This window comes from Paenibacillus sp. XY044 (assembly GCF_002257645.1).
Lineage (GTDB): Bacteria > Bacillota > Bacilli > Paenibacillales > Paenibacillaceae > Paenibacillus_AQ.
The window spans coordinates 384,183-408,929 of record NZ_NQMO01000005.1; the positions used below are offsets into that span (position 1 = coordinate 384,183).

At 54.3% G+C, this 24,747-nt stretch carries 23 protein-coding genes; 7 read left to right on the forward strand and 16 right to left on the reverse strand.

The genetic code is table 11. The features are described 5' to 3' along the window. Positions 1-124: 124 nt before the first annotated feature. The 5 genes from CJP46_RS21570 to CJP46_RS21590 all read right to left on the reverse strand — a co-directional run bounded on the left by CJP46_RS21570 (position 125) and on the right by CJP46_RS21590 (position 3,321). Positions 125-493: a hypothetical protein gene (locus tag CJP46_RS21570; protein WP_094597687.1), complete on the reverse strand. Its 369-nt coding sequence runs from the start codon at positions 491-493 to the stop codon at positions 125-127. 17 nt (positions 494-510) lie between these two features. Then, positions 511-1,257, reverse strand: a complete 747-nt coding sequence (locus CJP46_RS21575; RefSeq protein WP_094597688.1) for a class I SAM-dependent methyltransferase — start codon at positions 1,255-1,257, stop codon at positions 511-513. Between the two features lie 164 nt (positions 1,258-1,421). Further along, complete coding sequence (locus tag CJP46_RS21580; RefSeq protein WP_256992454.1) at positions 1,422-1,793, reverse strand: hypothetical protein; 372 nt, start codon at positions 1,791-1,793, stop codon at positions 1,422-1,424. 289 nt (positions 1,794-2,082) lie between these two features. Beyond that, positions 2,083-2,652 carry a hypothetical protein gene (locus tag CJP46_RS21585; protein ID WP_094597689.1) on the reverse strand — a complete coding sequence of 190 codons (570 nt, stop codon included), beginning with the start codon at positions 2,650-2,652 and terminating at the stop codon, positions 2,083-2,085. Between the two features lie 9 nt (positions 2,653-2,661). Continuing rightward, complete coding sequence (locus tag CJP46_RS21590) at positions 2,662-3,321, reverse strand: cobalamin B12-binding domain-containing protein (RefSeq protein WP_094597690.1); 660 nt, start codon at positions 3,319-3,321, stop codon at positions 2,662-2,664. Between the two features lie 253 nt (positions 3,322-3,574). Here CJP46_RS21590 and CJP46_RS21595 point away from each other — a divergent pair, with 253 nt between their 5' ends. Genes CJP46_RS21595 through CJP46_RS21605 form a run of 3 tightly spaced genes read left to right on the forward strand, consistent with a single transcriptional unit; the run spans position 3,575 to position 7,907 of the window. Then, positions 3,575-3,880 carry an antibiotic biosynthesis monooxygenase family protein gene (locus CJP46_RS21595; RefSeq protein ID WP_094597691.1) on the forward strand — a complete coding sequence of 102 codons (306 nt, stop codon included), beginning with the start codon at positions 3,575-3,577 and terminating at the stop codon, positions 3,878-3,880. Further along, positions 3,877-4,245 (forward strand): hypothetical protein, encoded by a 369-nt coding sequence (locus tag CJP46_RS21600; protein ID WP_094597692.1) that lies wholly within the window; start codon positions 3,877-3,879, stop codon positions 4,243-4,245. Before CJP46_RS21595 ends, CJP46_RS21600 begins: the two co-directional genes overlap by 4 nt. 38 nt (positions 4,246-4,283) lie before the next feature. Continuing rightward, positions 4,284-7,907: a CheR family methyltransferase gene (locus CJP46_RS21605; protein ID WP_094597693.1), complete on the forward strand. Its 3,624-nt coding sequence runs from the start codon at positions 4,284-4,286 to the stop codon at positions 7,905-7,907. Positions 7,908-8,119: 212 nt separating this feature from the next. Here CJP46_RS21605 and CJP46_RS21610 read toward each other — a convergent pair whose 3' ends face one another. After that, the gene (locus CJP46_RS21610) at positions 8,120-9,175 is read right to left on the reverse strand and encodes an LLM class flavin-dependent oxidoreductase (protein ID WP_094597694.1); all 1,056 of its coding nucleotides are present in this window, start codon (positions 9,173-9,175) and stop codon (positions 8,120-8,122) included. A gap of 156 nt (positions 9,176-9,331) precedes the next feature. Then, positions 9,332-9,919, reverse strand: a complete 588-nt coding sequence (locus CJP46_RS21615) for an NAD(P)H-dependent oxidoreductase (protein WP_094597695.1) — start codon at positions 9,917-9,919, stop codon at positions 9,332-9,334. 121 nt (positions 9,920-10,040) lie between these two features. On the opposite strand from CJP46_RS21615, the gene CJP46_RS21620 reads away from it, so the two are divergent. Then, positions 10,041-10,478, forward strand: coding sequence for a MarR family winged helix-turn-helix transcriptional regulator (locus CJP46_RS21620; RefSeq protein ID WP_094597696.1), 438 nt, complete (start codon positions 10,041-10,043; stop codon positions 10,476-10,478). Positions 10,479-10,684: 206 nt separating this feature from the next. On the opposite strand, the gene CJP46_RS21625 is transcribed toward CJP46_RS21620, so the two are convergent. From CJP46_RS21625 to CJP46_RS21640, 4 genes are all read right to left on the reverse strand, one after another. Continuing rightward, complete coding sequence (locus CJP46_RS21625; RefSeq protein ID WP_094597697.1) at positions 10,685-11,701, reverse strand: SDR family oxidoreductase; 1,017 nt, start codon at positions 11,699-11,701, stop codon at positions 10,685-10,687. A gap of 87 nt (positions 11,702-11,788) precedes the next feature. Next, the gene (locus tag CJP46_RS21630; protein ID WP_094597698.1) at positions 11,789-12,532 is read right to left on the reverse strand and encodes a hypothetical protein; all 744 of its coding nucleotides are present in this window, start codon (positions 12,530-12,532) and stop codon (positions 11,789-11,791) included. 115 nt (positions 12,533-12,647) lie between these two features. Next, on the reverse strand, positions 12,648-12,962 hold the full coding sequence (locus CJP46_RS21635; RefSeq protein WP_256992455.1) for a DUF6944 family repetitive protein: 315 nt from the start codon (positions 12,960-12,962) through the stop codon (positions 12,648-12,650). Positions 12,963-13,137: 175 nt separating this feature from the next. Further along, on the reverse strand, positions 13,138-14,088 hold the full coding sequence (locus CJP46_RS21640) for a bile acid:sodium symporter family protein (protein WP_094597700.1): 951 nt from the start codon (positions 14,086-14,088) through the stop codon (positions 13,138-13,140). Between the two features lie 191 nt (positions 14,089-14,279). On the opposite strand from CJP46_RS21640, the gene CJP46_RS21645 reads away from it, so the two are divergent. Continuing rightward, complete coding sequence (locus tag CJP46_RS21645; protein WP_094597701.1) at positions 14,280-14,768, forward strand: RNA polymerase sigma factor; 489 nt, start codon at positions 14,280-14,282, stop codon at positions 14,766-14,768. Beyond that, positions 14,765-15,475, forward strand: a complete 711-nt coding sequence (locus CJP46_RS21650; protein WP_094597702.1) for a zf-HC2 domain-containing protein — start codon at positions 14,765-14,767, stop codon at positions 15,473-15,475. The genes CJP46_RS21645 and CJP46_RS21650 overlap by 4 nt, the downstream gene beginning before the upstream one ends. A gap of 116 nt (positions 15,476-15,591) precedes the next feature. On the opposite strand, the gene CJP46_RS21655 is transcribed toward CJP46_RS21650, so the two are convergent. Next, positions 15,592-17,499: a CotH kinase family protein gene (locus CJP46_RS21655; RefSeq protein WP_094597703.1), complete on the reverse strand. Its 1,908-nt coding sequence runs from the start codon at positions 17,497-17,499 to the stop codon at positions 15,592-15,594. Between the two features lie 373 nt (positions 17,500-17,872). On the opposite strand from CJP46_RS21655, the gene CJP46_RS21660 reads away from it, so the two are divergent. After that, positions 17,873-18,910, forward strand: a complete 1,038-nt coding sequence (locus CJP46_RS21660; RefSeq protein WP_094597868.1) for a stalk domain-containing protein — start codon at positions 17,873-17,875, stop codon at positions 18,908-18,910. 117 nt (positions 18,911-19,027) lie between these two features. Here the strand turns inward: CJP46_RS21660 and CJP46_RS21665 are convergent, their stop codons facing one another. The 4 genes from CJP46_RS21665 to CJP46_RS21680 all read right to left on the reverse strand — a co-directional run bounded on the left by CJP46_RS21665 (position 19,028) and on the right by CJP46_RS21680 (position 24,542). Continuing rightward, complete coding sequence (locus CJP46_RS21665; protein ID WP_094597704.1) at positions 19,028-20,425, reverse strand: sugar porter family MFS transporter; 1,398 nt, start codon at positions 20,423-20,425, stop codon at positions 19,028-19,030. A gap of 325 nt (positions 20,426-20,750) precedes the next feature. Next, positions 20,751-22,100 carry an AraC family transcriptional regulator gene (locus CJP46_RS21670; RefSeq protein WP_179281262.1) on the reverse strand — a complete coding sequence of 450 codons (1,350 nt, stop codon included), beginning with the start codon at positions 22,098-22,100 and terminating at the stop codon, positions 20,751-20,753. Further along, on the reverse strand, positions 22,075-23,556 hold the full coding sequence (locus CJP46_RS21675) for a sensor histidine kinase (RefSeq protein WP_094597706.1): 1,482 nt from the start codon (positions 23,554-23,556) through the stop codon (positions 22,075-22,077). The genes CJP46_RS21670 and CJP46_RS21675 overlap by 26 nt, the downstream gene beginning before the upstream one ends. After that, positions 23,553-24,542, reverse strand: a complete 990-nt coding sequence (locus tag CJP46_RS21680; protein ID WP_094597707.1) for a substrate-binding domain-containing protein — start codon at positions 24,540-24,542, stop codon at positions 23,553-23,555. The genes CJP46_RS21675 and CJP46_RS21680 overlap by 4 nt, the downstream gene beginning before the upstream one ends. Positions 24,543-24,747 lie beyond the last annotated feature (205 nt).

Below are 24,747 nucleotides of genomic sequence, written 5' to 3' on the forward strand. Positions count from 1 at the left end.
GAAACACCCTTCCCAACAATCCATTTCCTCCATTTTACATCGGCCCTCCTCTGGCTGAAACTACAAAAAAGGCCATTCCCTAGGGAACGACCTTTTTGTTCCAGAGAGCCCACAGGTTGCCCCGTCAGATTTTAAAAGCCCCCATCAAAGGCATAATCATTTTCAGCACATTCATGCCAACCCGAATATTCGGAATGATCTGGCCGAACATGCCCATGATCCCTCCGGGTTGACCTTGTGTCTGACGCTGCCCGCTTCCCTGACTGCCGCCGCCAAACAAAGCGCTGAAGATGCCGGATACCTGCACTTCCTTCTCCCGCGTAGACGCGCCTGTCATCTTCGACCGTCCTCTGGCCGCAGACAGAACAAATTGACCGTCCTCAATGCCCGTTACGTAGCCCACATACTGCGTGCCATCCTTGAGCACGACCCAAACCGGCTGCCCCACCAACTGGGCGGCTTGTCTGGGATCAACAACAAATTCCTGCTTCATGATACTCACCTCGCTTTTCAGCTATCTGATCCGTCCACCAATCCCTTTTCTCCGATCCATACCGCATAGGACAACGCGTCGCCGAACTCGTCGTAGAACTGATGATTCCTCTGCAGCAGCTGCAGCGCTGCCGGATCATCCAACCACTCCAGATCGAACATCTGGTATGGATCAAAGGATATGCTCACTCCCTGCTCCTGCAGCGAAGCCAGACGGTCCGAAGGAAGCCGCGCGTCCAAACTGTGGAAACCCGCCTGCTTCAATAGCTGCTCCCATTCTTCCAAGGAGGGAATGTCCCGGGTGCCGTAGAGCTCCTGCGTCGCTTCCATCAGCCCCGGACGGGCCTGCTTTCTGACCATTTCCCGGTCATATAACAGCCCGCCGTTCTTAAGCACGCGGTGATACTCCTTCAAGGCAGCCGGAATGTCCACAAATACGGTAACCGATTCGACAAAAACGACATCGAACCCGCCGGCTTCAAACGGAAGTGAGGCGGCATCCGCAATCCGGAAATCCACCTCCACCTCCATGGCTTCGGAACGCCGGCGGGCTTTCTCAATCATGCCCTGGTGCACATCGACGGCGGTTACCCGGTAACCCATTTTCGCTAAGTGGCAGGCCGTTCTCCCGGTTCCGCAGCCCACCTCCAAAATATTTGCGCCGGTCGGTATGGCATCCCGCTCAAGGAGTGCCAAGGTGCTGTCAAAGCCGCCTGGATGAGCAGCGCCTTCTCCCAGCGCAGCCAGCATATCAAAGTATTTCAACGTTATTCGCCTCCATCAGGCATTCCGTCCCGGTCCTCAGCCCGCCATGGCGGACGGACAGATCTCCCGTTTTCCTTTTTTAAAAAAAGACCTCTGCATTCCTTTCGTCTGCAGAGATCAATTCACATCCAGCGGAGCGCCAGTATATAACACGTCTATTCTATTTAGATGAAGAGGAACGGTATCAGGAATAATAAAGCAATGGAAGTCCAGGCTAAAGCCCCGTATCCGGGTGGGTAACCGTAGCCATAGCCGCCGCCGTAAGGACCATATCCACCGTATCCACCGTATCCACCGTATCCCGGATAGCTGGATGTCTTGGCTTTTTGCTGCAGCTCGCTTAACTGCTTGCTGGCTTTTCCGGGATTCGTGGACAAAATGTTCGCACGGGGAGCTGCGTTGCCGAGCTCCAGACCTTGATCCGAAACTCCCGTAATTGTGCCATATACTTGCGTACCATCCCTAAGAACAACACAAACGTGCTTGCCGACATGCGATCTGCATCTCTCAGCCGATGGTGATTGGATCAGCATCATGCTTACTCCTCCTTCCCGCTTCATTCCTATATCCTATTCACCTGCATCCGAAAGCGAAAGGGAAATATGACCATTTATATGGAAGTCTCGCCAGAAAAGCCGCGAATCCAAAATCCTCAGGATTAGGGCCTGTTTTTCGCACGCCACCCATGTTCTGATACGAAAAAGAAACCCGCGTCTCCTAAAGACGGGGCTTCTCAACATGCTGAAAACCGCCCATTCGGGCGGCTCTTCATATGCGTAGACCGGTTGCCGTAACACCGCACAATTGCGGCCTGGGCCTCTGCTGCTATCTCTTGCCGGTCTGCGGATAACCTGCAGCTGCATCCCGCAGCGCCCGGTCGATTTGTTCCTTAATAATGTCCGCATAGACGGTTTGGTTCATCTCCAGCAGGCTGGGATACAGCAGATCCACCAGCTCGCGGATGGTCGTAAGCGCGGCGGAGAGCTCGCGGATGCGCATCATCACGGGGCCCCCGGCTGTCCGGGCCATTTCCGCCGGACGGTTCCGCGCAGGCTCCTTTAAATCTTCGTGCAGCCTATGGAGCTGGTCCGTCACGATCTGGAACTGCCGGCTCTGACAGATGCACACGATATGGCCCGTCCCCTCCTCGTCCCAGGATTGATAGACGTCAACAAGAGCAAGCGGGGTGGTACGGGTCTTCATAATCAGCTCAACCATCACATTGGCATGGGAAGGGGAAATGTAGGTCGTCGCCTTGTCCACCGAACCTTCGTCGATCAGATCGAGCAACGATCCGTTTCCGGCGAACATCGCCTCGGCCTGACTGGAGGCGGTTAAAATATAATAATCCCTGTCAATGCAAAAATAAGGGACCGGCATTCGCGTCATGTCCATGGACTTTCATTACCTCACGATCTGCTGCTCGGCATCAGCTAATAAATAGGAATCGATCCAATCGTTTAATTCGAGCAAAGTGGGCACAAACACGGCCTGATCCGCCAAGCCCCGTTCGATTCCGTACGGTTCGATCACACGGCCGCCAATGATAACCGTGGGCCTGCTAGGCAGGCTCGCCAGCGCGTTTACGTACTGTCTTAATTTGGGTAAATGATACACGATGGAGACCGAAAGGCCGATTACATCGGGTTTCCAGCGCATGGCGCTAAGAAGGGCACCCTCCAGCGGCAGGTTCGGGCCGTAAAACCGGGCGTCGAACCCGCGCTCTTCAAAGAGGGTGGACACCATTTTCAGTCCGAAATAATGCGCTTCCTCCTCCACACACAGAAACATGCCTCTTTTCCCGTTGGTCTGATCCGGCTTCACCAGAGCGGCATACCGGGTCAACAATATATCGCAGACTCCTGAGGCCAGGTGCTCATCGGCCACCGTAATCAAATTTTGCTCCCACAGCGATCCGACGTATCGCATGGCCGGTCCCAGCCACTGCTCGTAGATATACAGGCTGTTCCTGCCGGATTCGACTTGCTCCATAAGGCTAACCCAGCATGCTTCAGTCATTCCGCGGATCATTTGTTCAGCGAGCTGTTCAAAACCCATATTCATACAGCAGCAGCCTCCTTTTCCGTCAGGCAAGGATATATCACGTAATATATATTAACATTATATACTACCATCCATACGAACAGAAGGAAATGTAGATTCAACCCGGTCTTTGTCGAATTTGACGACCTAGGGTCTGTTCCTCTACCATGGACACAAATAAAAAAATGAAAGACTTGAGAACTTTGGGAGATTATACCCATGATCTTTATTATAATATAAATAGCCCTCATTCAAGAGGCAAGGAGGACCATGCATGTATATCGTTCATTCGACTGTCGTTGTACCCGCCGACAAGGCCGACGAAGTTATCCATATTTATAACCACAGATCCAAATTAGTTGATCAAGCTCCGGGTTTTCACTCCTTCATGCTGCTGCAGAATGAACACAAGCCGCATGAGCTGACGGTACAAATTACCTGGGAAACCAAGGAGGACTATCTCCGCTGGGCCAGGGGAGAAGATTTCAAGCGGGTCCATGAACTGGAGAAGCAGTATCCGGACCAAGAGCTGGCAGCGATCGTCCCGAAGGTCAGCAAGTACAAGGTGGTCGCCCGATGAGACAAGCCGGCACATACGAACGATTGATCGATCGGGTGACGGAGCTGATTTACGAAGCCGACCCGTCGCTCATGGACCGGTACGGCGAGAAAGGAGTGCAAAAATGCAAAGATGATAATGCTCACCACATGCGTCATCTGGAAACGGCACTCGAACTTGATAATTCACGGGTATTTAGCGATTATGCCGTTTGGCTGAAAGGGATTCTGAACACCTACGGCATGGAAACGCGTACGCTGACGGATAATTTTCGATATCTTCAGCAGTCCCTTTCCACAGTGGATGAATTGGACGAGCCCACCAAGCGGGCCTTCGGCCAGTACCTGACCGATGCGATACAGCGGCTTGAGGCAGATCACGATTGATTGCTTTTCAAGAATGATAACGGAAGGGGTAGACGCGGATGAACGGGAATGGACGTAATGAGCTGCAAGCTGCAGCACCGGTATCGACACAAGAACTGACGCTCGTGGCTAAGGATACACAGGAACTGGCCCCCAGCTTTGTGGTGGGTCTGGGCGCATCAGCCGGCGGACTGGAAGCATTGGAGGTTTTCTTTGACCAAATGCCGACAGACACAGGGATGGCCTTCATTGTCGTTCAGCACCTTTCTCCGGATTATAAAAGCCTGATGGACGAGATCTTGCGCAAGTATACTTCCATGCCCATTCGCGAAGCTAAGCACAATATGAAGATCAACGCGAATCATATCTATTTGACCCCTCCCCGTAAAATTCTCACCGTTCTGGAAGGACGTCTGCAGCTGACCGATTCCATTCCGCCTACAGCGCTGCATCTGCCGATCGATATGTTTTTCCGCTCACTTGCCATGGCTTATGGCCCCAAAGCCGTAGCCGTGATTATGTCCGGGACCGGCACTGACGGTTCACGGGGAATACATGACATTAAGGAGGCCGGGGGACTCGTCATTGTACAGGACAGTCAATCGGCTAAATTTGACGGGATGCCCAGCAGCGCGAGGCTGTCCGGCAACGCGGACGTGGTGCTCGCCCCGAAAGAAATGACAGAAAGGCTGATGCAGCACTTGCATGGCGCAGAATACGAGAGCATGACAACGGTCCGTGAGAGCATTACGACCGAGCAATATATTCAGCTCATTTTTGAGAAAATCCGCCAGGACTGCGGCGTGGATTTTACCTATTACAAACGAAACAGCGTGCTGCGGCGGATCGAACGGCGGATGGCCATCCATAACGCCCCGTCTATGGCGGCTTACATGACCTACCTGGAAGAACACCGCGAGGAGCTGCAGGCGCTGCGGAAGGATCTTCTGATCGGCGTCACCAATTTTTTCAGGGATCCCGAAGCGTTCCAGACCATATATGACAAGGTGCTACCGGAAATCTTCGAGCGCAAAAGCCTCTCCAAGGAAATCCGCGTGTGGGTGGCGGGGTGCTCGACGGGCGAGGAAGCCTACTCAATTGCAATGCTGCTGCGCAAATATGCGGATACGCTGGAAGAGCCCTACCTGATTAAAATTTTCGCCACGGATCTGGACAAGGAATCTATCGAATACGCCAGCCAAGGCATCTATACGCAGAGCAACATCAGCCACCTTTCGGACGAGGACCAAGAGCGCTTCTTTATTAAAGACGACGATATGTTCCAGGTGAGCAAAGACATCCGCAAGATGGTCGTGTTCGCTCCGCAAAACATCATCAAGGACCCTCCGTTCCGGAATCTCGACCTAATCACCTGCCGGAACATGCTGATCTACCTGCAGCCGGAAATGCAGCAGAAGGTGCTGTCCCTGTTTCATTTTGCCCTGAATCCGGACGGCTTCCTGTTTCTCGGGCCCAGCGAAACGATCGGGCGCTTTGCCGGACAGTTCGATTTTGTGGACCGGCGCTGGAACATTTTCTCGCACAAAAACGGAAAAGTCGAAGCGGAAACACGGCTGTTTTCGCTCGAGGGCCGGGTTTCGCAAACCCAGTCCTACCGCAAAACCGCGCCTCCTCCGGCCGCCGTCCGCGACTCGGCATCGCCCAAACGTCTAGACGATCTGCAGGGGGCTCTGGTCGAGGAGCACATTCCTCCCGGCCTGATCGTGGACCAGAACAACGACGTCATTCACCTGAACGGAGCGATCAACGATTATCTCATGCTTGCCCAGGGTAAACCCAGCTGGAATTTGTACAAAATGATCGACCCGAACGTAACCGTCGCAGTATCGGCCGCCGTCCAGAAGGTTCGGCAGGAGCGGAGCGGCGTTGTGTATCACTCGCTCAGCATCGACACTAACGCCGGCGAAAGAATGGTGGACCTGCACATTCGGCCGTTTTCGCTGAAGAACAAAGCCTTCGATAAATACGTGCTTATCCTGTTCATGGGCCCCGAGGAGCCGGAAGCTGCGGCGCAAATGGTCTTGGAACCGTTCGAAATCGACCACAACGTCAGTTCCCGGATTATCGAGCTGGAGCAGGCTCTCCTGATGGCGGAGGAATCCCTTCAGGCCACCGTCGAAGAGCTCGAGACGTCCAACGAGGAGCTGCAGGCGACGAACGAAGAGCTGGTCGCCGCAAACGAGGAGCTGCAGAGTGCCAATGAAGAGCTGCAGTCGGTGAATGAGGAGCTGGTGACCGTCAACACGGAATACCAGTTTAAAATCCAGGAACTCACCGACGTGAACAACGACATGAACAATTTTTTGGTCAGCACGCGCATCGGCACCATTTTTCTGGACAAACGGATGTGCATCCGCCGGTTTACTCCGGCCATCACGAAGGAGATCAACCTGCTGGAGGTCGACTACGGCAGGCCGATCGAGCACATCTCCCACCATTTTAAATACGATACGCTGGTAGCCGATGCGAAGCAGGTATTGCAAACGCTCGTCCCTTTCGAGAAAGAGATCCAGAGTCAGGATGGCACCTGGTACAGCATGCGCATCCTGCCGTACCGGACGGAGCAGAATTTTATCAGCGGGGTCGTGCTCACGTTCGTGAACATCACGGATCTTAAGGCGGTCAATGAAGAGCTGACGAAGCTCAGCTATGCCGTCGAACAAAGCCCGAGTATTACCGTCATTACCGACGTCGGCGGCTCCATCGAGTACGTGAATCCGAAGTTCACCGAAATTACCGGGTTCAGCCTGTTTGAGACGCGGGGGAACAGCTTGAAGGAATTCTGCCAGACGTCCGAAAGCAGTCCCACGGTGGATCAGATCATGGAGACGGCCAAAAGCTGCGGCATCTGGAAAGGCGAGCTGACCAGCACCAAGAAGAACGGAGAATTGTACTGGGAATCGGTGAAGCTCATTCCGATCAAGGACAAGAAGGGGGAAATCATCCACTTCGTGAAGCTGTCCGAAGATATCAGTGAACGCAAGCAGGCGGAAGAAATGCTCCGCAAGACCGAAATGCTGTCGGCCGTCGGCCAGCTCGCTGCAGGCATCGCCCATGAAATCCGCAACCCGCTGACCGCACTGAAGGGCTTCACCAAGCTGATGTCCAACAAGGGGACGGGCAACGACTCGTATATCGGCATCATGCTGAACGAGCTGAACCGCATCGAGCAGATCGTCAGCGAACTGTTGGTGCTGGCAAAGCCGCAGGCGGTCGATTTTGTCCAAATGGACCTGGAGCCTATTCTGCATGACGTCATCATGCTGCTGGAGTCGCAGGCCAACATGAACAATGTGGAGATGAACATCGACCTGAAGCCGGGCATGCGGGTGGTCTGCGTCGAGAACCAGCTCAAGCAGGTGTTCATCAACGTGCTGAAAAATGCGATCGAAGCCATGCCGCGCGGCGGCGAGGTGAATATCCAGGCCAGCCTGTGCGACAACCACAACATTGTCGTCCAGTTTGCCGACAACGGCTCCGGCATTCCGGAGAGCAAGCTGGCGAAGCTGGGAGAGCCGTTCTATTCCACAAAGGATAGGGGTACGGGCCTCGGCCTGATGGTCAGCTATAAAATCATCGAGAATCACCAGGGATCGATCCGTTTTGAAAGCGCTGAAGGCGAAGGAACAACGGTCACAATCACGATTCCGGGCGTGGCGTAGGTGGAGCATGGGATTGGCGGCGATCCGGTATAGTTTTCATTGGTAGAGCGGTGAATAGAGCGCGGCCTGCCTTCACACCGGTATGCCGCGACTCGAGCATACTAAAAAAGAGGGGGATATCCCCCTCTTTTTTGTGCTTGTTATGTCTGCGAAAGCTTCCTGGCCTTCACCTACCGCATGCCCGAGCACTGCCATCGCTTTAGTCTGCGGCTTCAAGCCTCTCCCGCCTCTTCCCACTTCGCGATCTCCTCGCGCACGAGCGGCGCCACCTCGGTTCCGAGCAGCTCGATGGCTCTCATCACGAGATGATGCGGCATGGAGCCGACCGGCACATGCAGCATAAAACGCGTGACGCCTACGTTCTTGCGAAGATGAATGATCTTCCGGGCGACCGTCTCGGGATCGCCGACGTACAGAGCGCCTTCGAAGCTGCGGGCGTTGTCGAAGCTGTTGCGGTCATACTGGCCCCAGCCCCGCTCCCGTCCAAGCACGTTCATGCTGTACTGGGTGGAAGGGAAGAACAGGTCGGCGGCCTTCTCCGTATTCTCGGCGATAAAGCCGTGCGAATGGGAACCCACCGCCAGCTTCGACACATCGTGGCCCGCGTGGGCAGCCGCCCGCTTATACAGGTCCACCAGCGGCGCAAATTGCGTCGGTCTGCCTCCGATAATGGCCAGCACCAGCGGCAGGCCCAGCAGGCCGGCACGGATGACCGACTCCTGGTTCCCTCCGCTGCCGATCCAGACGGGCAGCGGATCCTGAACCGGGCGCGGATACACGCCCAGGTTATGAATCGCCGGGCGGTGGCGGCCCTCCCAGGTCACCTTTTCGGAAGCCCGGATTTTGAGCAGCAGCTCCAGCTTCTCGTCAAACAGCTCATCGTAATCGTTCAGATCGTATCCGAACAGGGGGAACGATTCGATAAAGGACCCTCGGCCCGCCATAATTTCGGCGCGTCCGTTCGAAATTCCATCGAGCGTGGCAAAATCCTGAAAAACCCGGACCGGGTCGGCCGATGACAGCACCGTGACCGCGCTGCTGAGCCGGATTCGCCGGGTCTGCGGCGCAGCCGCCGCCAGCACGAGCGCCGGCGAGGATGCCGCATAGTCTTTTCGATGATGTTCGCCTACCCCGAATACGTCCAGCCCTACCTGGTCGGCGAGCACAATTTCCTCGACCACTTCGCGCAGACGCTGCGCGTGGCTGATGACCTCACCCGTCTCTACGTCAGGTGTCGTTTCCACAAAGGTACTGATGCCTATTTCCATGGGATCCCCTAGTTTTCAATAGTTTTGTATACTCAAACCGACCGCCGCAGCGAGTCCATTTTTCTTAATTGCGTATATCTTTATATTGAACTATTTTGGATCCCATTTCAAGCCCTCCCACAAAAATCGCCGATTCGCCGTCCTGCACCAGCCCGGTCACCGTGCGACGGTTCTAAAGTACCGATACACCCGGTCCAGCTTCGCCTCATGCCTGGCCTTGGGACTTTCCATATTCCCGAACTCAAAAAATTTGACCCGCTTGATGCCCACATACCGGAACAGCGCCTTCCGCATCAGCACTTTGTGTGCGTTATTCAGCCAAAATAGAGGATATAACGCCGGCCCTTTCATGGAAGAGATGCATACCACCGATCGGCCCTTCAGCAGTCCCTCCGGCAGCAATCCGCCCTTATCCCTGTAAGCAAAGCCCGAAGCAAACATCTGGTCGATAAAACCCAGCAGCATGGCCGGCGGCCGGCCCCACCAAATCGGATAAACCAGAACGATTTTATCCGCCCACAGCAGCATCTCCCGGTACCTCTGCAGTGCAGGGTCCTTATGCATATCCCGTCTCCGCTTGGTCTCATTGAAGAAGAGAACCGGATTAAAGCTCTCTTCATACAGATCCAGCGTCTGGATTTGCGAAAACGCCGGATTTTCACGGCCGCCTTCCAATACTTTCTGCAAAAACGAGTAACTCAAACTTTGATGATTCGGATGCGTGTAAATGACCAGTACCTTCATCGTGCCACCTCATTTACTTATCATTTGATAACCAAATCCTACCACGCCGAATATTTAGTTGTCAAATGATAATTGTTTATTGATAATAATTTTGATATGTTCGTGGGGAAGAGGTGACGTCATGGACCACAATACGCTTTTTGACAAGTTGATTGCCTTTACGGCAGCCGTGCATCAGGTCAAGCATGAAATGACCCAAGGCATCAAACCTGAGGGCATTACACCCGTACAATACAGCATGCTCGAATACATCGCCGTGAGCCAGCCGGTAACCTTGAGCAAAATCAGTGACTGCCAGCAGATGTCCATGCCCAATACGAGCCGGGAGATCAAAAAGCTATGTGATAAGCAGCTGTGCGAAAAATACGATGACCCCAAAGACCGGCGCAAACAGTACGTTCGCCTGACTGGCGAAGGGGAGCGTGTGATGAAAGAAGCCTTCGGCCACATCGGAGGGCGGTTCCTGGCCCGGCTGCAGGATGCTTCCAAGCAGGATGTGCAGGAGATCGTGCATGCGATGGATGTGCTGCACTCCCGGGTATTTTTTACGGATAAATAATGGTGTGAACGGCCATCAGCCCAAAAGCAGGCTCTCCTATCCAGACTAGGAGGCCTGTTTCCTTATGGTCAGGGTCCGCGTACCGGCGCGTGTAATTGTTACGGGCAAGGCAACGATCTATAAATGAACGCAAAAAAAGGCGCCTGTCTCCAGGCACCTTTTAATAAACGAAGTATATATCATCGGCAGCTTTACCTGCTGCCCACTTACCCGTTAATCCGCTCAGCCGCTTCCTGCAGAGCTTGGACCACCTTGTCACACCAGCTGTCGAATTCAGGATCCTCGGTCTGGTGCTCCGGATGGGCCAGAATGTACTGTACCGTCTCCTTAATGCCTTGATCGACCCGCGTGGTCGCCACAAAATCGGGAACAAGCCTTTTCAATTTGGCATTGTTAAAGACGACTGTATTCGCCTTGTCTCCCAGCAGGCTGCCCCTAAAATCCTCCTTGCTGGAGGCATCGAGGAACTCGGATGCGACATGAACCGCGTTCAGCTTCACGCCCAGAGCGTCAGCGATGATCTCGTAAATCTGGTTCCAGGTAACCGATTCATCGGATGTAATATGCACGGATTCACCGATCGCATGAATGTTGCCCATCAGGCCGATAAAGCCTTTGGCAAAATCCCGGTTATGCGTCATGGTCCACAGCGACGTACCGTCACCGTGAATAATGACGGGCTTGTTCTCCAGCATCCGCTTCGCCACTTGCCAGCTGCCTTTGCTGCCGTGCACGCCCAGCGGTATCGAGCGCTCGTCGTACGTATGGCTTGGCCTTACGATGGTGACCGGAAAGCCATTCTCACGGTACTGCTTCATTAAGTAATCCTCGCAGGCGATCTTGTTCCGGGAATACTCCCAATATGGATTGGACAGCGGAGTTCCCTCGGTGATGATGTAATCGGATAAAGGCGACTGGTAAGCCGAAGCCGAGCTGATGAACATAAACTGCTTCGTACGGTCCTTGAACAGACGGTAATCCCTCTCCAAATGCTCCGGCACGAAGGCGATAAAGTCAGCCACGACGTCAAAATGGAGATCGGCGATCAGACCAGCCACCTGCTCCTCGTCGTTAATATCGGCCTGAATGATATGAGCCCCTTCCGGCAGGGCATCATTCCGGTGTCCGCGGTTCAGCAGATACAGCTCGCATCCCTGCGCCAGCAGCTGCTTCGTAATAGCAGTACTGATCGTTCCCGTTCCTCCAATAAATAGCGCTTTCATAAAAAGACACCTCCATCAAGATGGTCTAGAAACTTTTGGATTCCTTAAGCCCATCCTTACGATAACACGGGAACGCCCGCCAGACAATCAAGAGAAGTAACGATGCAGGGTCTTTTTCATCTCTGCTTTCCGGGCGGCAAACTGTTTGTGCCGATGGCCGTTGGCCCCCGATGGGTGCGGAAATCCCCACAAGCACTGCCCGGCGTCCAGCATTCCCTGCTCGTCCAAAAGGCGAAGTACGCTTTCCACGGTGGTTCCGAGTGGAATGAGGAAGGGGCGGTCTCGGAAGATGCTCAACTCTTCGGCCATGCCATTTAGCGCGGTGTCCCTAAGACTTGGGGTTCCCGGCAGACCCGGACGGCTGCCGTTGTAATTGGCCCGGTTGACGAAAACGGGATAGCGGAGCACCGAGCTGGTATGCAGCAGCTCCCGCTCTCCGCCGAACAAAGCTTCACTCGAGCCGATCCCCAAATAACCCGGCAACCCTAACTCGTCCATCATGGAAATCAAGTTCGCCCGCAGACTTCCGGCAAAACTGGCCGCCTCTTTCGCTTTCCGGCACACCGCCTCATCGCCCATCCCTTGATCCATCGCATGCCGTGCCGCTTCATAAGCGGTTCTCATCTGTGTAAAACCCGGGGTCAAGCCTACGATAAATAGGCACGCCGATGAGTGAACATAATCATTGTGCGGAGCGTAAAATGTCTCTACAAGGCCGCTTGCCGATATACGCAGCTCCGGGATCAGCAGATCCTCCCGGGTAAGCCGCCGGTCTGCCGGCAGTGACATGATGGCGCCGCGGTACGTGTTCAAGGCGCTTGATAACAGCAATATCATCTCTCCTGTCGTGCTAAACGCGGGAATCTTGTCTCCTGCAGTGCATACCCGCTGCTGCCTGGTATTAGAGCAGCTCCCCGGCCAGTTATTCTTATCCTTGCCCCGCCGGTTAGGACCCATCCCCTGCGATCACTTCCAGCGAGTTCCCCAGGGATTGCAGCAGGTTACCAGTGACCATCAGATCGTTCACTTCCTTGCTCGAAGCCGAGCTCCGCAGCCTGGCGGTTAACTCAGCCTGCGCGGCATTGGCGATCGCCTGCATCGCATTCCCGATGAGCGATAGCTTCTCTCCCTCCTGCTGCTGCTTTTTGCGGGATGAGAGCATTTTCGTCTGGCCTATCGCCGCGACGTTGGTCCCCCATGCCTGCAGCCAAGCAAACGCCGCAAGCTGCTCCTGAATCTTTCTTTGCTTTGACCGCATCATATCCCTTCTTTCAATCTAAAATCTACGAGACATCTTCTGCTATAACATACGCTTCACTAGCATGGCCCGCTGATGGTGTATGCCCTCCCTGGTGCGGCGCCTGTCTGATTCCCATGCAAAAAGAGGCTTGTCATATGGACAAGCCCCCCACAAAGGTTATGATTTCAATATTGCCTTACCGGTTCTTATCCATCTCCGCCTTCTCGTAGCGCCGGGCGAACCAGGTGGCAAGGAGCGATCCGGAAATGTTGTGCCACACGCTGAATATCGCACTCGGCACGGCGGCGACCGGGTTGAAGTGAGCGGCAGCGAGCGTCGCGCCCAGACCCGAATTCTGCATACCGGTCTCAAATAAAACCGCCTTACGCTTGCCAAGATTCATGCGGAAGAGCTTGGCAAACAAATAGCCGAGGGCGTACCCGAGCAGATTGTGAAGAATGACGACCGCAAAAATAAGCAAACCGCTTTCGATAATTTTGGTGCGGCTGCCGGCGACGACGATCGCCACAATCAGCACAATCGCCAGGGTGGAGACGAGCGGGAGCGCCTGAACGCTGGCTTCGGCCTGCTTTTTAAACAAGGACTTGACGATTACCCCGAGCACGATCGGCAGAATGACCACCATCAGAATGTCCTTGATGAGCGCCCCGGCATCGACCGGCATCCAGCGGCCGGCCAGCAAACTGATCAGCGCCGGCGTGGCCAACGGTGCGATAATGGTGGACACGGAAGCGATGGATACCCCCAGCGCAACGTCCCCCTTCGCCAGCAGCGTCATGACATTGGACGAGGTGCCGCTCGGGCAGCATCCGACGAGGATGACGCCTACGGCGATATCCGGCGGCAAGTTCAGCACCAGGGCCAGGACATAGGCCAGGAGTGGCATAATGATGAAATGCCCGACCACGCCGATCAGCACTTCGAGCGGCCTGCGGAAAACTTCGCGAAAGTCGGCGGAGGATAAAGTCAACCCCATGCCGAACATCACAATTCCCAAAAAGATAGAAATGTAGCCCTTTAACGGGGTAAAGACATCAGGTAAAAAAAAGCCCAGACATGCAAACAGAATGACCCAAATCGAAAACGTGCCACCCACAACTTTGCTCACTTTTGCAACAGCATTCATCTCTCCGAACCTCACTTCTTGTGTAATAGAAATCATTCTACGACAAAACCTGTGAATCGTCTATGAACTCTGGAGAATTGGAGAGGGTTACTGTTGCAGGAATGTACTGGGCACAAGTACAATCATTTTTTTGAAAAGCGTGTAACGAATCCTCTCCATCGAGGTCTTATAAAAGACAAGGAGGTGAATCGGTGGAGGATGTCCAACAAATCTACGATCAATATTTTCAGGAAGTATACCGGTTTGTGCTCTCGCTCAGTCGGGATGAGCACATTGCCGAAGAGATCACCCAGGAGACGTTCTATAAAGCGCTCAAGCGGATCAACTCCTTTCAGGGAACCTGCAAGATCAGCGTTTGGCTGTGCCAAATCGCGAAGAATACATATTTCTCGTATTGGGAAGGGCAAAAGCGGTATCCTCGTGCTGAACCGGAGACAGACCCCGTCAGCCAGCTGAATGTGGAACACAAGATTGTCCTCCAATCGGAAGCACTGCGGATTCACCGCATTTTGCACGAACTCGGGGAGCCCTATAAAGAAGTATTTACGCTCAGGGTATTCGGTGAGTTATCCTTTGCGGACATTTGCCGCCTATTCGGCAAAACGGAGAGCTGGGCCCGAGTGACTTTTCACCGGGCGAAGCAGAAAATTCAGGAGCGCTATCAGGAGGAGGAACAATGAACAAACCTTTTATATCATGCCATGTGATTCAAGACTTGCTGCCGTTATATCACGACGATGTGTGCAGTCCGGATACCCGCGAGCTGGTCGAAGGCCATATTGGGCTATGCCCGGATTGCCGGTCCGTGTTAGAAAAAATGAAGGATGGGCTGATGCTGGGTCCGGAGCCCACCCGTGAGCAACAAACTGAGGCTAACAGCCTGCGCCGGATCGCCGCGTACTGGAGCCGCTCCAAGGCTGTCTCTTTTATCAAGGGAATAGCCATCGCAACCGTCGTTTGCGGAATGCTGTTCGGAGGCTACCTGTTATTAACCGGTTGGAATATCCGGAGCGTACCCACCAAAGTAATCGAGGTTACCGATGTTGGCCGGATGACAAACGGAAACATCGCGTACCACGTCAAAATGACGGATGGCTATAACGTGAAGCAGGTCAGCTATAAACTCGATCAGAATGGAAACTTCTACATGACTCCCCTTCGCCCTGTCATCAAATCGAAGGCCTTTGCCGATATCGGCCTGGCGAATACGTATTACTGGATCAACGTCGACGAGCAAAATGCCAATCACAACCCTGGCGGCACCGGAGCCGAGATCCAGGCGATCTATTTGGGCACCCCGGAGGACCATATTCTCATTTGGAAAAAGGGCATGACGCTGCCACCCGCCAGCGATGCGGCTGAGTACCAGCTTGCTTCGGACGGCTGATTCTGCCCGTGCGTCGTGGACGCATGAGCGCCTCGCCAGCACAAAAAAGGGATTCGATGGAGACATCGAACCCCTTTTTCTCTTTCTCCTTACGTCTCGCAAGGGATCGAGCTGGTTTATTTACTTGTAAGGCGTACTTGGGCAGCGGATTGATTCCAGTCTACTGTCAGTCCCAATCCTTCCGAAATGAAGCGGACGGGCACAAGGGTGCGGCTGCTCTTGATGATGGCCGGTGCGTCAATCTCCAGCGGCGTCCCGTTCACGGTTGCTGTGCTGCTGCCGATCTTCAGCACGAATTTCCGGTCATTCAGGACAGCTGTTACCGTCTTGGCTGTTTTGTCCCAAGTCACTTCCGCACCCAATGCTTCAAGGATAGCGTTAACCGGTACCATCACCCGTCCGCTTTCCTGCAGCGGATCTTGATCCGGAAACGCAATAGTCCGGCCATCCAGCGTTACAGAGATCGTTTTGTCCGTCGTTCCTGACGATGTATCCGTACTTGTATTTTCTGAGGTCTCAGGCAAAGGCGTCACTTCACGTCCAAGTTGTTCCTGGAGGTTGGCCAGTCGATTCAAGGCAAAAGTCGTCAGTGAACCTGCAGCCATGGAACCCATGCCCTGTCCACCGCCGAAGTTGCCGCCCGGGCGTTGGGTATTACCCGTTTCGGCTGTTGTATCTGTTGCACCTGTTCCCACCGTGCCTTCCGGCCTCGCCTGTGGTGTTGTTCCATCCGGCGGGGTCATGCCTTCCCCCATACCGCCAGCTGCATCACCATTCGCCGAATAAGCAATGTTAGATTCAAACTGCTCTGTCGTGTAGAACTTGGTTGGGTCTGCTTCCACATCAGGACGAATGACATTAGCAAGTCCGGTGATCCGGTCCTGGATGCCTTCCAGGTAGTCCGTCAACTCATTAACGTAGCTTAAGTATTTTTCCTTATACTCCGGCACTTTAAGCAGATTGTTGATCATAGGGACACTCTCCATGCTAATACCCAGAACAGGCTGATCTATGGATACATTGGTAGCATTCGTATTGGTTGTTGTCGATCCCGCTGTACCGGTTCCACGTCCTCCGCCACCCGAGTACCCGTTGAAGGACATGTTAAAGTCCCATGGTACCACGGTGAACTTGCCATTTGCATCGCTATAGAGCATGTAATTATGCCCTTTGTCTCCGTTATAACTGTCATAGTTTCCGAAGACCACGTTGCCTGCAATATATTGGAGCGCCGAATCCACATCCAGCACGCTCTCGATATCGCCTTTTTCTCCTTCTGGCATATCATTCAGCGTTTTGATGAAGTTTTTGAGTTTGGTTTTGTTATCGTCCGTACCCAAATCTTCCGTGATTGTGCTGTAATCGCTGCCTTCTTCATATTGGAGGTAACTCTTCTCCTCGGTATCATAGAGGACGCCGTCCTTATAATCATCCCCGTAGTTGCGCTCCAAGTAGCTGTCATCTACCGCTTCGATACCGGTATAGAAGCCAACCAGTTCACCGTTAACATACAGGTTGACGTAATTTGTCATCGGCACATCCATGCCAATGCTGCGCAGCGCTTCATAATGAAGAACTTCCCGCATATACGATGGATCGGCGTAGTTGTTGTTCAAGACCATTTTGTCCAAACCGAGCAGCGTTTGTGTTTTGTCGTATTTGTCAAACTTCAGCCTGAAGCTGTAACGGTCGGAATCATCCATGGAGGCTACCGCCTTTAGCGTTAGATTACCTTTGGTGGAGAACCCGACGTTGTCCAGCTTGTGACCGTCCACTTCCACGCTGACTTTCTTGTAATCTTTATCGAGGGGGCTTTCGAGCATGCTCTTCCAGTCCGCGTCATCAATCGTAACTTTTACATCAATCACGTTATCCGTCTGGAACAACGACTCATACGCCTGCGCAACTCCAGTCCCTTCCGCTGCTGCATAGGCAGCACCCGAACTTCCGGGCAGGCCGTATGACGATGTCACCATCGTCACGGACAGGGCCGTCACTGCAAATTTTCGTAGTAGGCTATTCAAATGACTGAATCCTCCTTCTTGGTTTCTGGGTTAAGCAACGGATGCTTATGGAACCAAGATAGTGGACGAACCTTTAGTAAATCTTAAATGACATATAGATGGAGCTAGAGTTTTGCATTGAATCTCCTGGTAGAACGGTCCAATACGGCACTTTATCATTCATTTCTTGAGTTCATTCTATACGGCAATCGAATAAAACGATCCGGGAAGATCCATTTCATGAATTTACCAATCCTGAAGAACAAAACCAATCCGCCTCCCCCTCGTCCAACTATACAGGGACTTGTTGGTAAAGATATCCGCCGGGAGCCCCTGCCCTATGCGGTTCATCACCCACGAACCGTCAATTCTGTTAAAGCAAGGTGATGATGACATGATGAGAAAAAAAGGAGCGGTTCTTGCCGGCTTGGCCGCCGCCATGATCGGAAGCACGTCGGCTTATGCAGACACCGCCCCGCCAGCCGCCAAGCCGATCGCCGTCTATCTGGACGGCCAGCAGCTGCAGACCGAAGTGCAGCCGCTGAATGTCGGCGGTACGGTACTCGTGCCGATGCGCGGCCTGTTTGAGCGCCAAGGGGCCAAGCTCGCCTGGAACAACGCCACAAAAACGCTGAAGGCCACCAAGGGAGCCACCACGCTGATCTACCGGATCGGCGAGCATACCGCGAGTCTGAACGGACAAGCCCTTGCGGTGACGGTGCCCGGCCAAATCTCGGACGGATACTCCCTCGTACCGCTGCGTTTTGTGAGCGAAACGCTGGGCAGCGAGGTCGCCTGGCAGCCGGATGCGCGCACCATCCGGATTACGTCCAAGATTACGCTTGAAACCTCCATCCGCTGGGGCGTGAACCTGCGGAGCAAGCCGGATTCATCGAGCGATGCGACATCACTCGGAATGATTCCAACCGGACAGAAGGTGCATGTCATCCGCGAGGTGAACGCCCTCTGGCTGGAGGTGGAAACCGAAAACCATCAAACGGGATACATATCGGCCAAACCGAAATATACCGACTACGCCAGCACTTCGCTGGCCGACATGCAGGCGGACGAGCTGATCGCTTACGGCAAGAAGTTTCTTGGCACGCCGTACGAGTTCGGCGCCTCCTCGGATCAGACGAAGACATTCGACTGTTCTTCCTTCGTCAAGCGGGTTTACGAGGATACGCTGTCCGTCGAGCTGCCCCGCGTGTCCTACGACCAGGCTAAGGTCGGCAAGGAAGTTCCCTTAAGCGACCTTAGCAAAGGGGACCTGCTGTTCTTCAGCGCCCGTGGGCTGGATATCGGCCATGTCGGCATCTATATGGGGAATAACCAGATTCTGCACACGTACTCCAAGGAGCTCGGCGTTCACGTCGAAGCCTTTGACAGCCAGTGGAAAAAGCATTTCGTCACCGCGCGCCGGATTCTGTAACCCGATCGTCGGCTGGAACCAGGAGATAACATCGCTCCATACCTGCCGTATCCAAAACAAAAAAGGGGATGTTTCCAGGTTCATCGACCCGGGAACATCCCCTTTTTGCATGCCGTATTACGCGTTTTTCTGCGCCCACATGGATTCCATTTCCTCCAGTGACTTTCCTTTGGTTTCCGGCACCGCGCGCCATGTAAACACGAGGCAAATCAGCGACATCACGCCGAAGATCCAGAAGGTGGCCGCCGGACCTGCCGAAGACAGCATCGGCGGGAAGGCTTGGGATACGACGTAGTCGGCGATCCACAAAGCCATCGAGGCAATCGCCGTCGCGATGCCGCGGACCCGGTTCGGGAAGATCTCCGAAATGAGAACCCATACCACCGGTCCGAGCGAGATCGCAAAGGCGGCGACGTAAATCAGAATAAAGATCAGAACCAGCGGGCCGGAGGTATGTCCGGTCTGGAATGCCGTTCCGATAACGGCCAGGGAGATCAGCATCGCGGCCGATCCGACCAGCAGCAGCGCCTTCCGTCCCACTTTATCGATCAGCCAAATGGCCAAAATGGTAAACAAGAGGTTGATCAAGCCGACAAAGATCGTCTGAATGAGCGCCGCGTTCGTACCGGCACCGGTCTCTTTAAAGATCTCCGGCGCATAATACATCACGGCGTTGATGCCGGTCACCTGCTGCAGAACCGCCAGACCGACGCCGACGATCAACGCCATGCGAAGCCCCCGGCTGAACAGCTGGCGGAACGATCCTTTCTCCTGATCAAAGGATTCCTTGATATCGCGAACTTCCTGTTTCGCCAGCTCTTCGCCGTGAATCTTGAGCAGAATCGGCAGCGCTGCGGCTGCGCGTCCTTGCTTGATCAGCCATCTTGGGCTTTCCGGTACGAAGAACAGCAGCACAAGGAACAATGCGCCGGGAATGACGCCGAAGCCAAACATCCAGCGCCAGGCACTCGATATGTCCCAGGCGTCGTCGCCGAGTCCGGCGATCCACAGGTTGACGAAGTACACAAGCGAGATGCCTGTAACCGTTGCCAGCTGGTTTAATGCGACGAGGCGGCCGCGATATTTGGCTGGTGCGATCTCCGCATTATACAGTGGACACAAGGTGGAGGTAATGCCGATGCCAAGACCGCCGATCATCCGGGCGATAATAAACCCGCTGAACGTATTCGGAATGGCCGAACCGATCGATCCGATGATAAAGAGAAGCGCTGCCGCAATGATGACCTTTTTCCGGCCGAACTTGTCACTTAACATTCCGGAGAACAGCGCCCCGGGAATACAGCCGATGATCAAGCTGGAAACTGCCCACCCCGTCTGGAAATCATTTAGGTTAAAGCGCTTTTCCATGAAACCGACGGCGCCCGATACGACGGCTGTATCAAAACCAAACAGCAGCCCGCCCAAAGCGGCTACGATGGACACCAGCGTCACGAACTTCATGCTGATCTTCTGGCTATCCTGCTCGCTGCCGTGTTCCAATGTAATTGAGCTCATATATTATCCCTTCCATGTCATTAATTTGGATAGAATGAACTAAAGTTCGATTCTAGTTCAATCTATTTAGATAGAATGAGCTAAAGTTCAGTGCAAAACTTCTTTAGTTCAATCTATTTGGATTGATGAAGTCCAAGAAATCATCACTAATAACCTACATCCATTGTAACATGGGGGTCGCTTGCATCCGCTTTCGATTCCCTTCACTTATTTGCGGTAGATCAGCATAAAATCGCTCCGTCCGCCGCCTTTGAGGTTCGGACTAGCACAAATTCGCTATTCATCACAAATAAGTCCATGCCAGTATACGGCATGGACTTTGCTCTTATTGGTGCTGCACTCTATAATCGGACGGCGTGAGACCCGTCACTTTTTTGAATACCCGGCTAAAGTAGTTCGGATCCTTGTATCCGACCTGGTAACAGACTTCTTTCATGCTGTACCGGCCGTCCTTCATCAGTTCCTTGGCTTTGTCGATCCGCAGCCGGGTCACATAGTCGATAAACGTTTCCCCGGTCTGCTGTTTGAATACCTTGCTGAAATAGTACGGATTCAAATGGACATACTCCGCCACATCCTCGAGCGACAGCTCCTCCTGAAACTTGCTCCGGATATACATTACCGCCCGGTCCAGCATGTTGGTGGTCCGCTGCTCCCGCTCGTCGCGGATTTGGCGGATCGCCAGCTCAACGTAGGCGCTCTCTCCGGCATCGCCGGATCCGTTGATCAGCCTCTCCGCATGAACCTTGTCGGCGCCCGAAACCTGAATCAGGTCTTCGAAGCGGCAGATGCCGCTCCCTTCCGGATCGAACCTGGAGGCGAATACCGCCTCATAATAAGACCGTTTGATGCCTTCCGACCGATTCCGGACGGTACCGATGCCGACCGGGACGGCCGTCCCGCACTGCTCCCGAAGAACATCCGCCAACCTTGTGCCGAGCTCGCTGGCGCCTTCAGCCAGCGCCGTGTCCCCGGTCTGCCTCGTTCCCAGCAGAAACAAGGCCATATGGCTGTGAATGAGCGAGCTGACGACCGTGCCGTAGCTGTCCTTGGGCGCTGTATGCGCAGCCGTTTTCACGGCGTCGTACACCTTTTTCTTGGCGTCCCCTACTTCGGACAGTCCAAGCACCAGGGAGCAGCCTTTGTCGACCGGGAGCTGCAAAATATCGGCCAGATGGCCCGTCTCCGTCTCATTGACATGGCCCGACATCAGATGCAGCGCGATTTCCGTCTCAGCCAGCGGCAGCAGCTGAAAAAATTGCTCGCGCACCGCGAGCTCCTCATCCCGCTTATGCTGCTCCTCCTCCAGCTCCTGCACGAGGCGGCTCAGCACCGAAACGATCTGCTCCCTTTTGGCCGGCTTGACCAAATATTCGTGCACGCCGAGGGAGATCGCCTGCTTGGCATATTCAAAATTTTCATAAGCGGTGATGAGTACCATTTTGGCCTGCGGATTCTGGGCTTTAATTTCCTTCAGCGCTTCCAGCCCCTGAATGCCCGGCATTCTCACGTCCATCATGACGATGTGCGGGCGATGCTCCTCCGCCTTCTGTATGGCCATCCGGCCGTTCTCCGCATGGATCGTTTCAAACGTATCTGGCATCATCCGATTCACAATCCATTCGATGCCTTCCCGCTCCAGTGCTTCATCATCCGCGATCAGCAGACGATACATGGCCATCCTCCTTTCGTGCGGCAGGGATGTTCAAGAGGACCGTCGTCCCCTTCCCGGGCTCGCTGTCAATGTCGATCAAGTCCTTCCTATCATAAAACAGCTCCAGGCGCTTAAACACGTTGCGGGTTCCGAGGCCCGTCGAGTGCCCGGTGGCATGCCGGGCTTCCCCGTCTCCCTGGCTTTCCAGCCGCGGCACATCGGTATGCAGCAGCGACCGCCGGGTCTCTTCGCTCATCCCGATCCCGTTATCTGAAATGGCAACCCGTGTCCCGCCCGGCTGGGAAGAGATCGCAAGCCGCACCTCGGCTCCCTCTTCCATGCCTTCAATGCCGTGCACAAACACGTTTTCCAGCAGCGGCTGCAGCGTCAGCACCGGCACGAGCACGTCCAGAGCCTTCTCGTCGATAGCGGTGACGAACCGGATGCGGTCGCGAAAACGGGCCTGCTGAATCGTGAAGTACTCCTTCGCGTGCTCCACCTCGTCGCGGAGCGGCACCGGCCGGTCCAGTTGGCGCAGGTTATAACGGAGCAGATTGGACATCGTTACCGTAAGATCGCTCGTCTTCTCCGCTCCTTCGATCAGCGCCAGCTTGGACAGCACGTTCAAGGAATTGAACAGAAAGTGGGGATTGATCTGATTTTGCAGTACCGCAAGTTCCAATTCCTTGACGAGCCGGTCCTTCTCCAACCCCTCTTTTTCCTTGCGGATGAGCGATTTCAAATTGTCCTGCATCTGCACGAAAGCTTCGGACAGAATCCGAAACTCATCGCGGCTCTTCATCTCCGGCGGCTTAACCCCCAGGTTGCCGTTCGAAATTTGCTGGGCCGTCCAGGCCAGCTGCCGGATCGGACTGGTGATGCGGAGGGAAATCCAGTAGGCCAGCAGCACGCTGATCAGCGTGCTGAATATAAACAAGGCGACGCCCCACTGGTTCATACGGTCGGTCTGTGCCAGTATGCTACGGTAGAGCGGCTGGTAATAGCTCAGCTCCTGGTCGATCAGCTGGTACGCCTCCTCCTGAATGAAACCGGCCGTCTTCTCCGCTGCCGCATAGGAATTCGCATACGCCAGCGGCGTCTTGCCGTTTAATGCCTGCAGGATGCCGGATTCCTGCGAAATAAACGTCTCCAGCAGGTTCCGGTAGCTTCGCACGCTCAATTCCGTGGACGGGATGGCGTCCTGAGCGTTCAATTCCGCCTGCAGCTTCTTGAGCTGGCTCTGATGCTCCTGATAGATTTGCCGGCTTCGCTCGCTCCGGTCCGTCAAATACACATTGACGGCGCTTAAATTGCTGCGGGTCTCCGCATCGATTTGTTTGTATAGTAATACCCGGTCCAGCATCATATTATAGCTCTGCTGAACGGTTCGTCCGCTTTGAAAAATAAAAAACGATACCGCGTTCGTCAGGACAAACAAGGCGGGGATGACAATCAGCAGCATTCGGCGCATGTTCATCGGCCGTCCACCTCCGCGTTCAGCGCAGCCTTGTCCATAACGCTCGTTGGGATAAAATGCTCGGCGGCAAACGATTGGCCGAGGAAGTACTCGTTCAGGAGACCGATCGACCGGGCCCCCATTTCTTTCGGCGATTGCACAATGGACGCCGCGATTTCCCCCTGCTCGATCCCCTGCCGGGTCATGGTCAGGTCGTCAAAGCCGTATACGCGGATTCCCGTCCTGCCCGCTGCTTGAATACCCTCCACGATTCCGGCCGCGTCAAGGGAGCTGAAGCCAACGATCGTCTGGATGTCCGGGTGCTGCTTCAGGATCGCCTCGGCCTGCTTGGCCGCCCCGATCCGCGAGATGTTGGACGAGCGGACATCCACGATGGCGAAGCCGGGAGCAGCGGAAATCACCTGACGGAACCCCGCCAGGCGCAGCTGCATATTTTCGGCCCGTTCACTTCCGATCATGACGCCGATCTTCCTTTTGCCGGCCGCCTCCTTCAGCACCAAGTCGCCCATTCGTTTTCCCGCCCCTAGGTTATCGGTCCCCACATACGCCAGGCGGGAGCTGCCCGGTTCGTCCGCGTCAACGGTGATCACGGGAATCCCTTGTCCGGCGGCTCTTTGAATCAGCGCATCGTAGTCCCGATCCACGATTCCCTGCACGAGGATGCCGTCGGGCCTGGATGAGATTGCTTTTTCCAGCAGCCTCATCTGCTCGGTGGGATTAATCCGGATCGGGCCGGTATAATCAATCCGTATCCCCAGCTTGTCTGCCGCTTCCACGGCCCCCTGCTCCATTTCCCGCCAGAACGGGTTGTCGAGCTCCTGGGCGATCAGCACGACATGTTTGATGGACGGATCATCGGCCCGCTGGAGCCGGATCTGCCCGACCAAGTCGCCGACAGTCATGGAAGAAAGAATGAATCGGACCAAAATATACGCAAAAATCAGAACAAGGACAATCAAGCCGAAGGGCCAGATTCGTTTGAGCATGAACGTCCCCTCCTTCGTCCAAATGAGATGTATCCACAGAAATCGGCGTGCTTCTACCGTAAATGCTGCCTATGATATAGATTGAACTAAAGTTTTGCGTTGAACGTTTGGCGTCTATTTAGTATGCGAAAAACCGGCCGCATCTATCAACGTTATGATGGTAGTTCAGAGGGCTTCCCCATTAGAACAGTATAGCATTTGGATG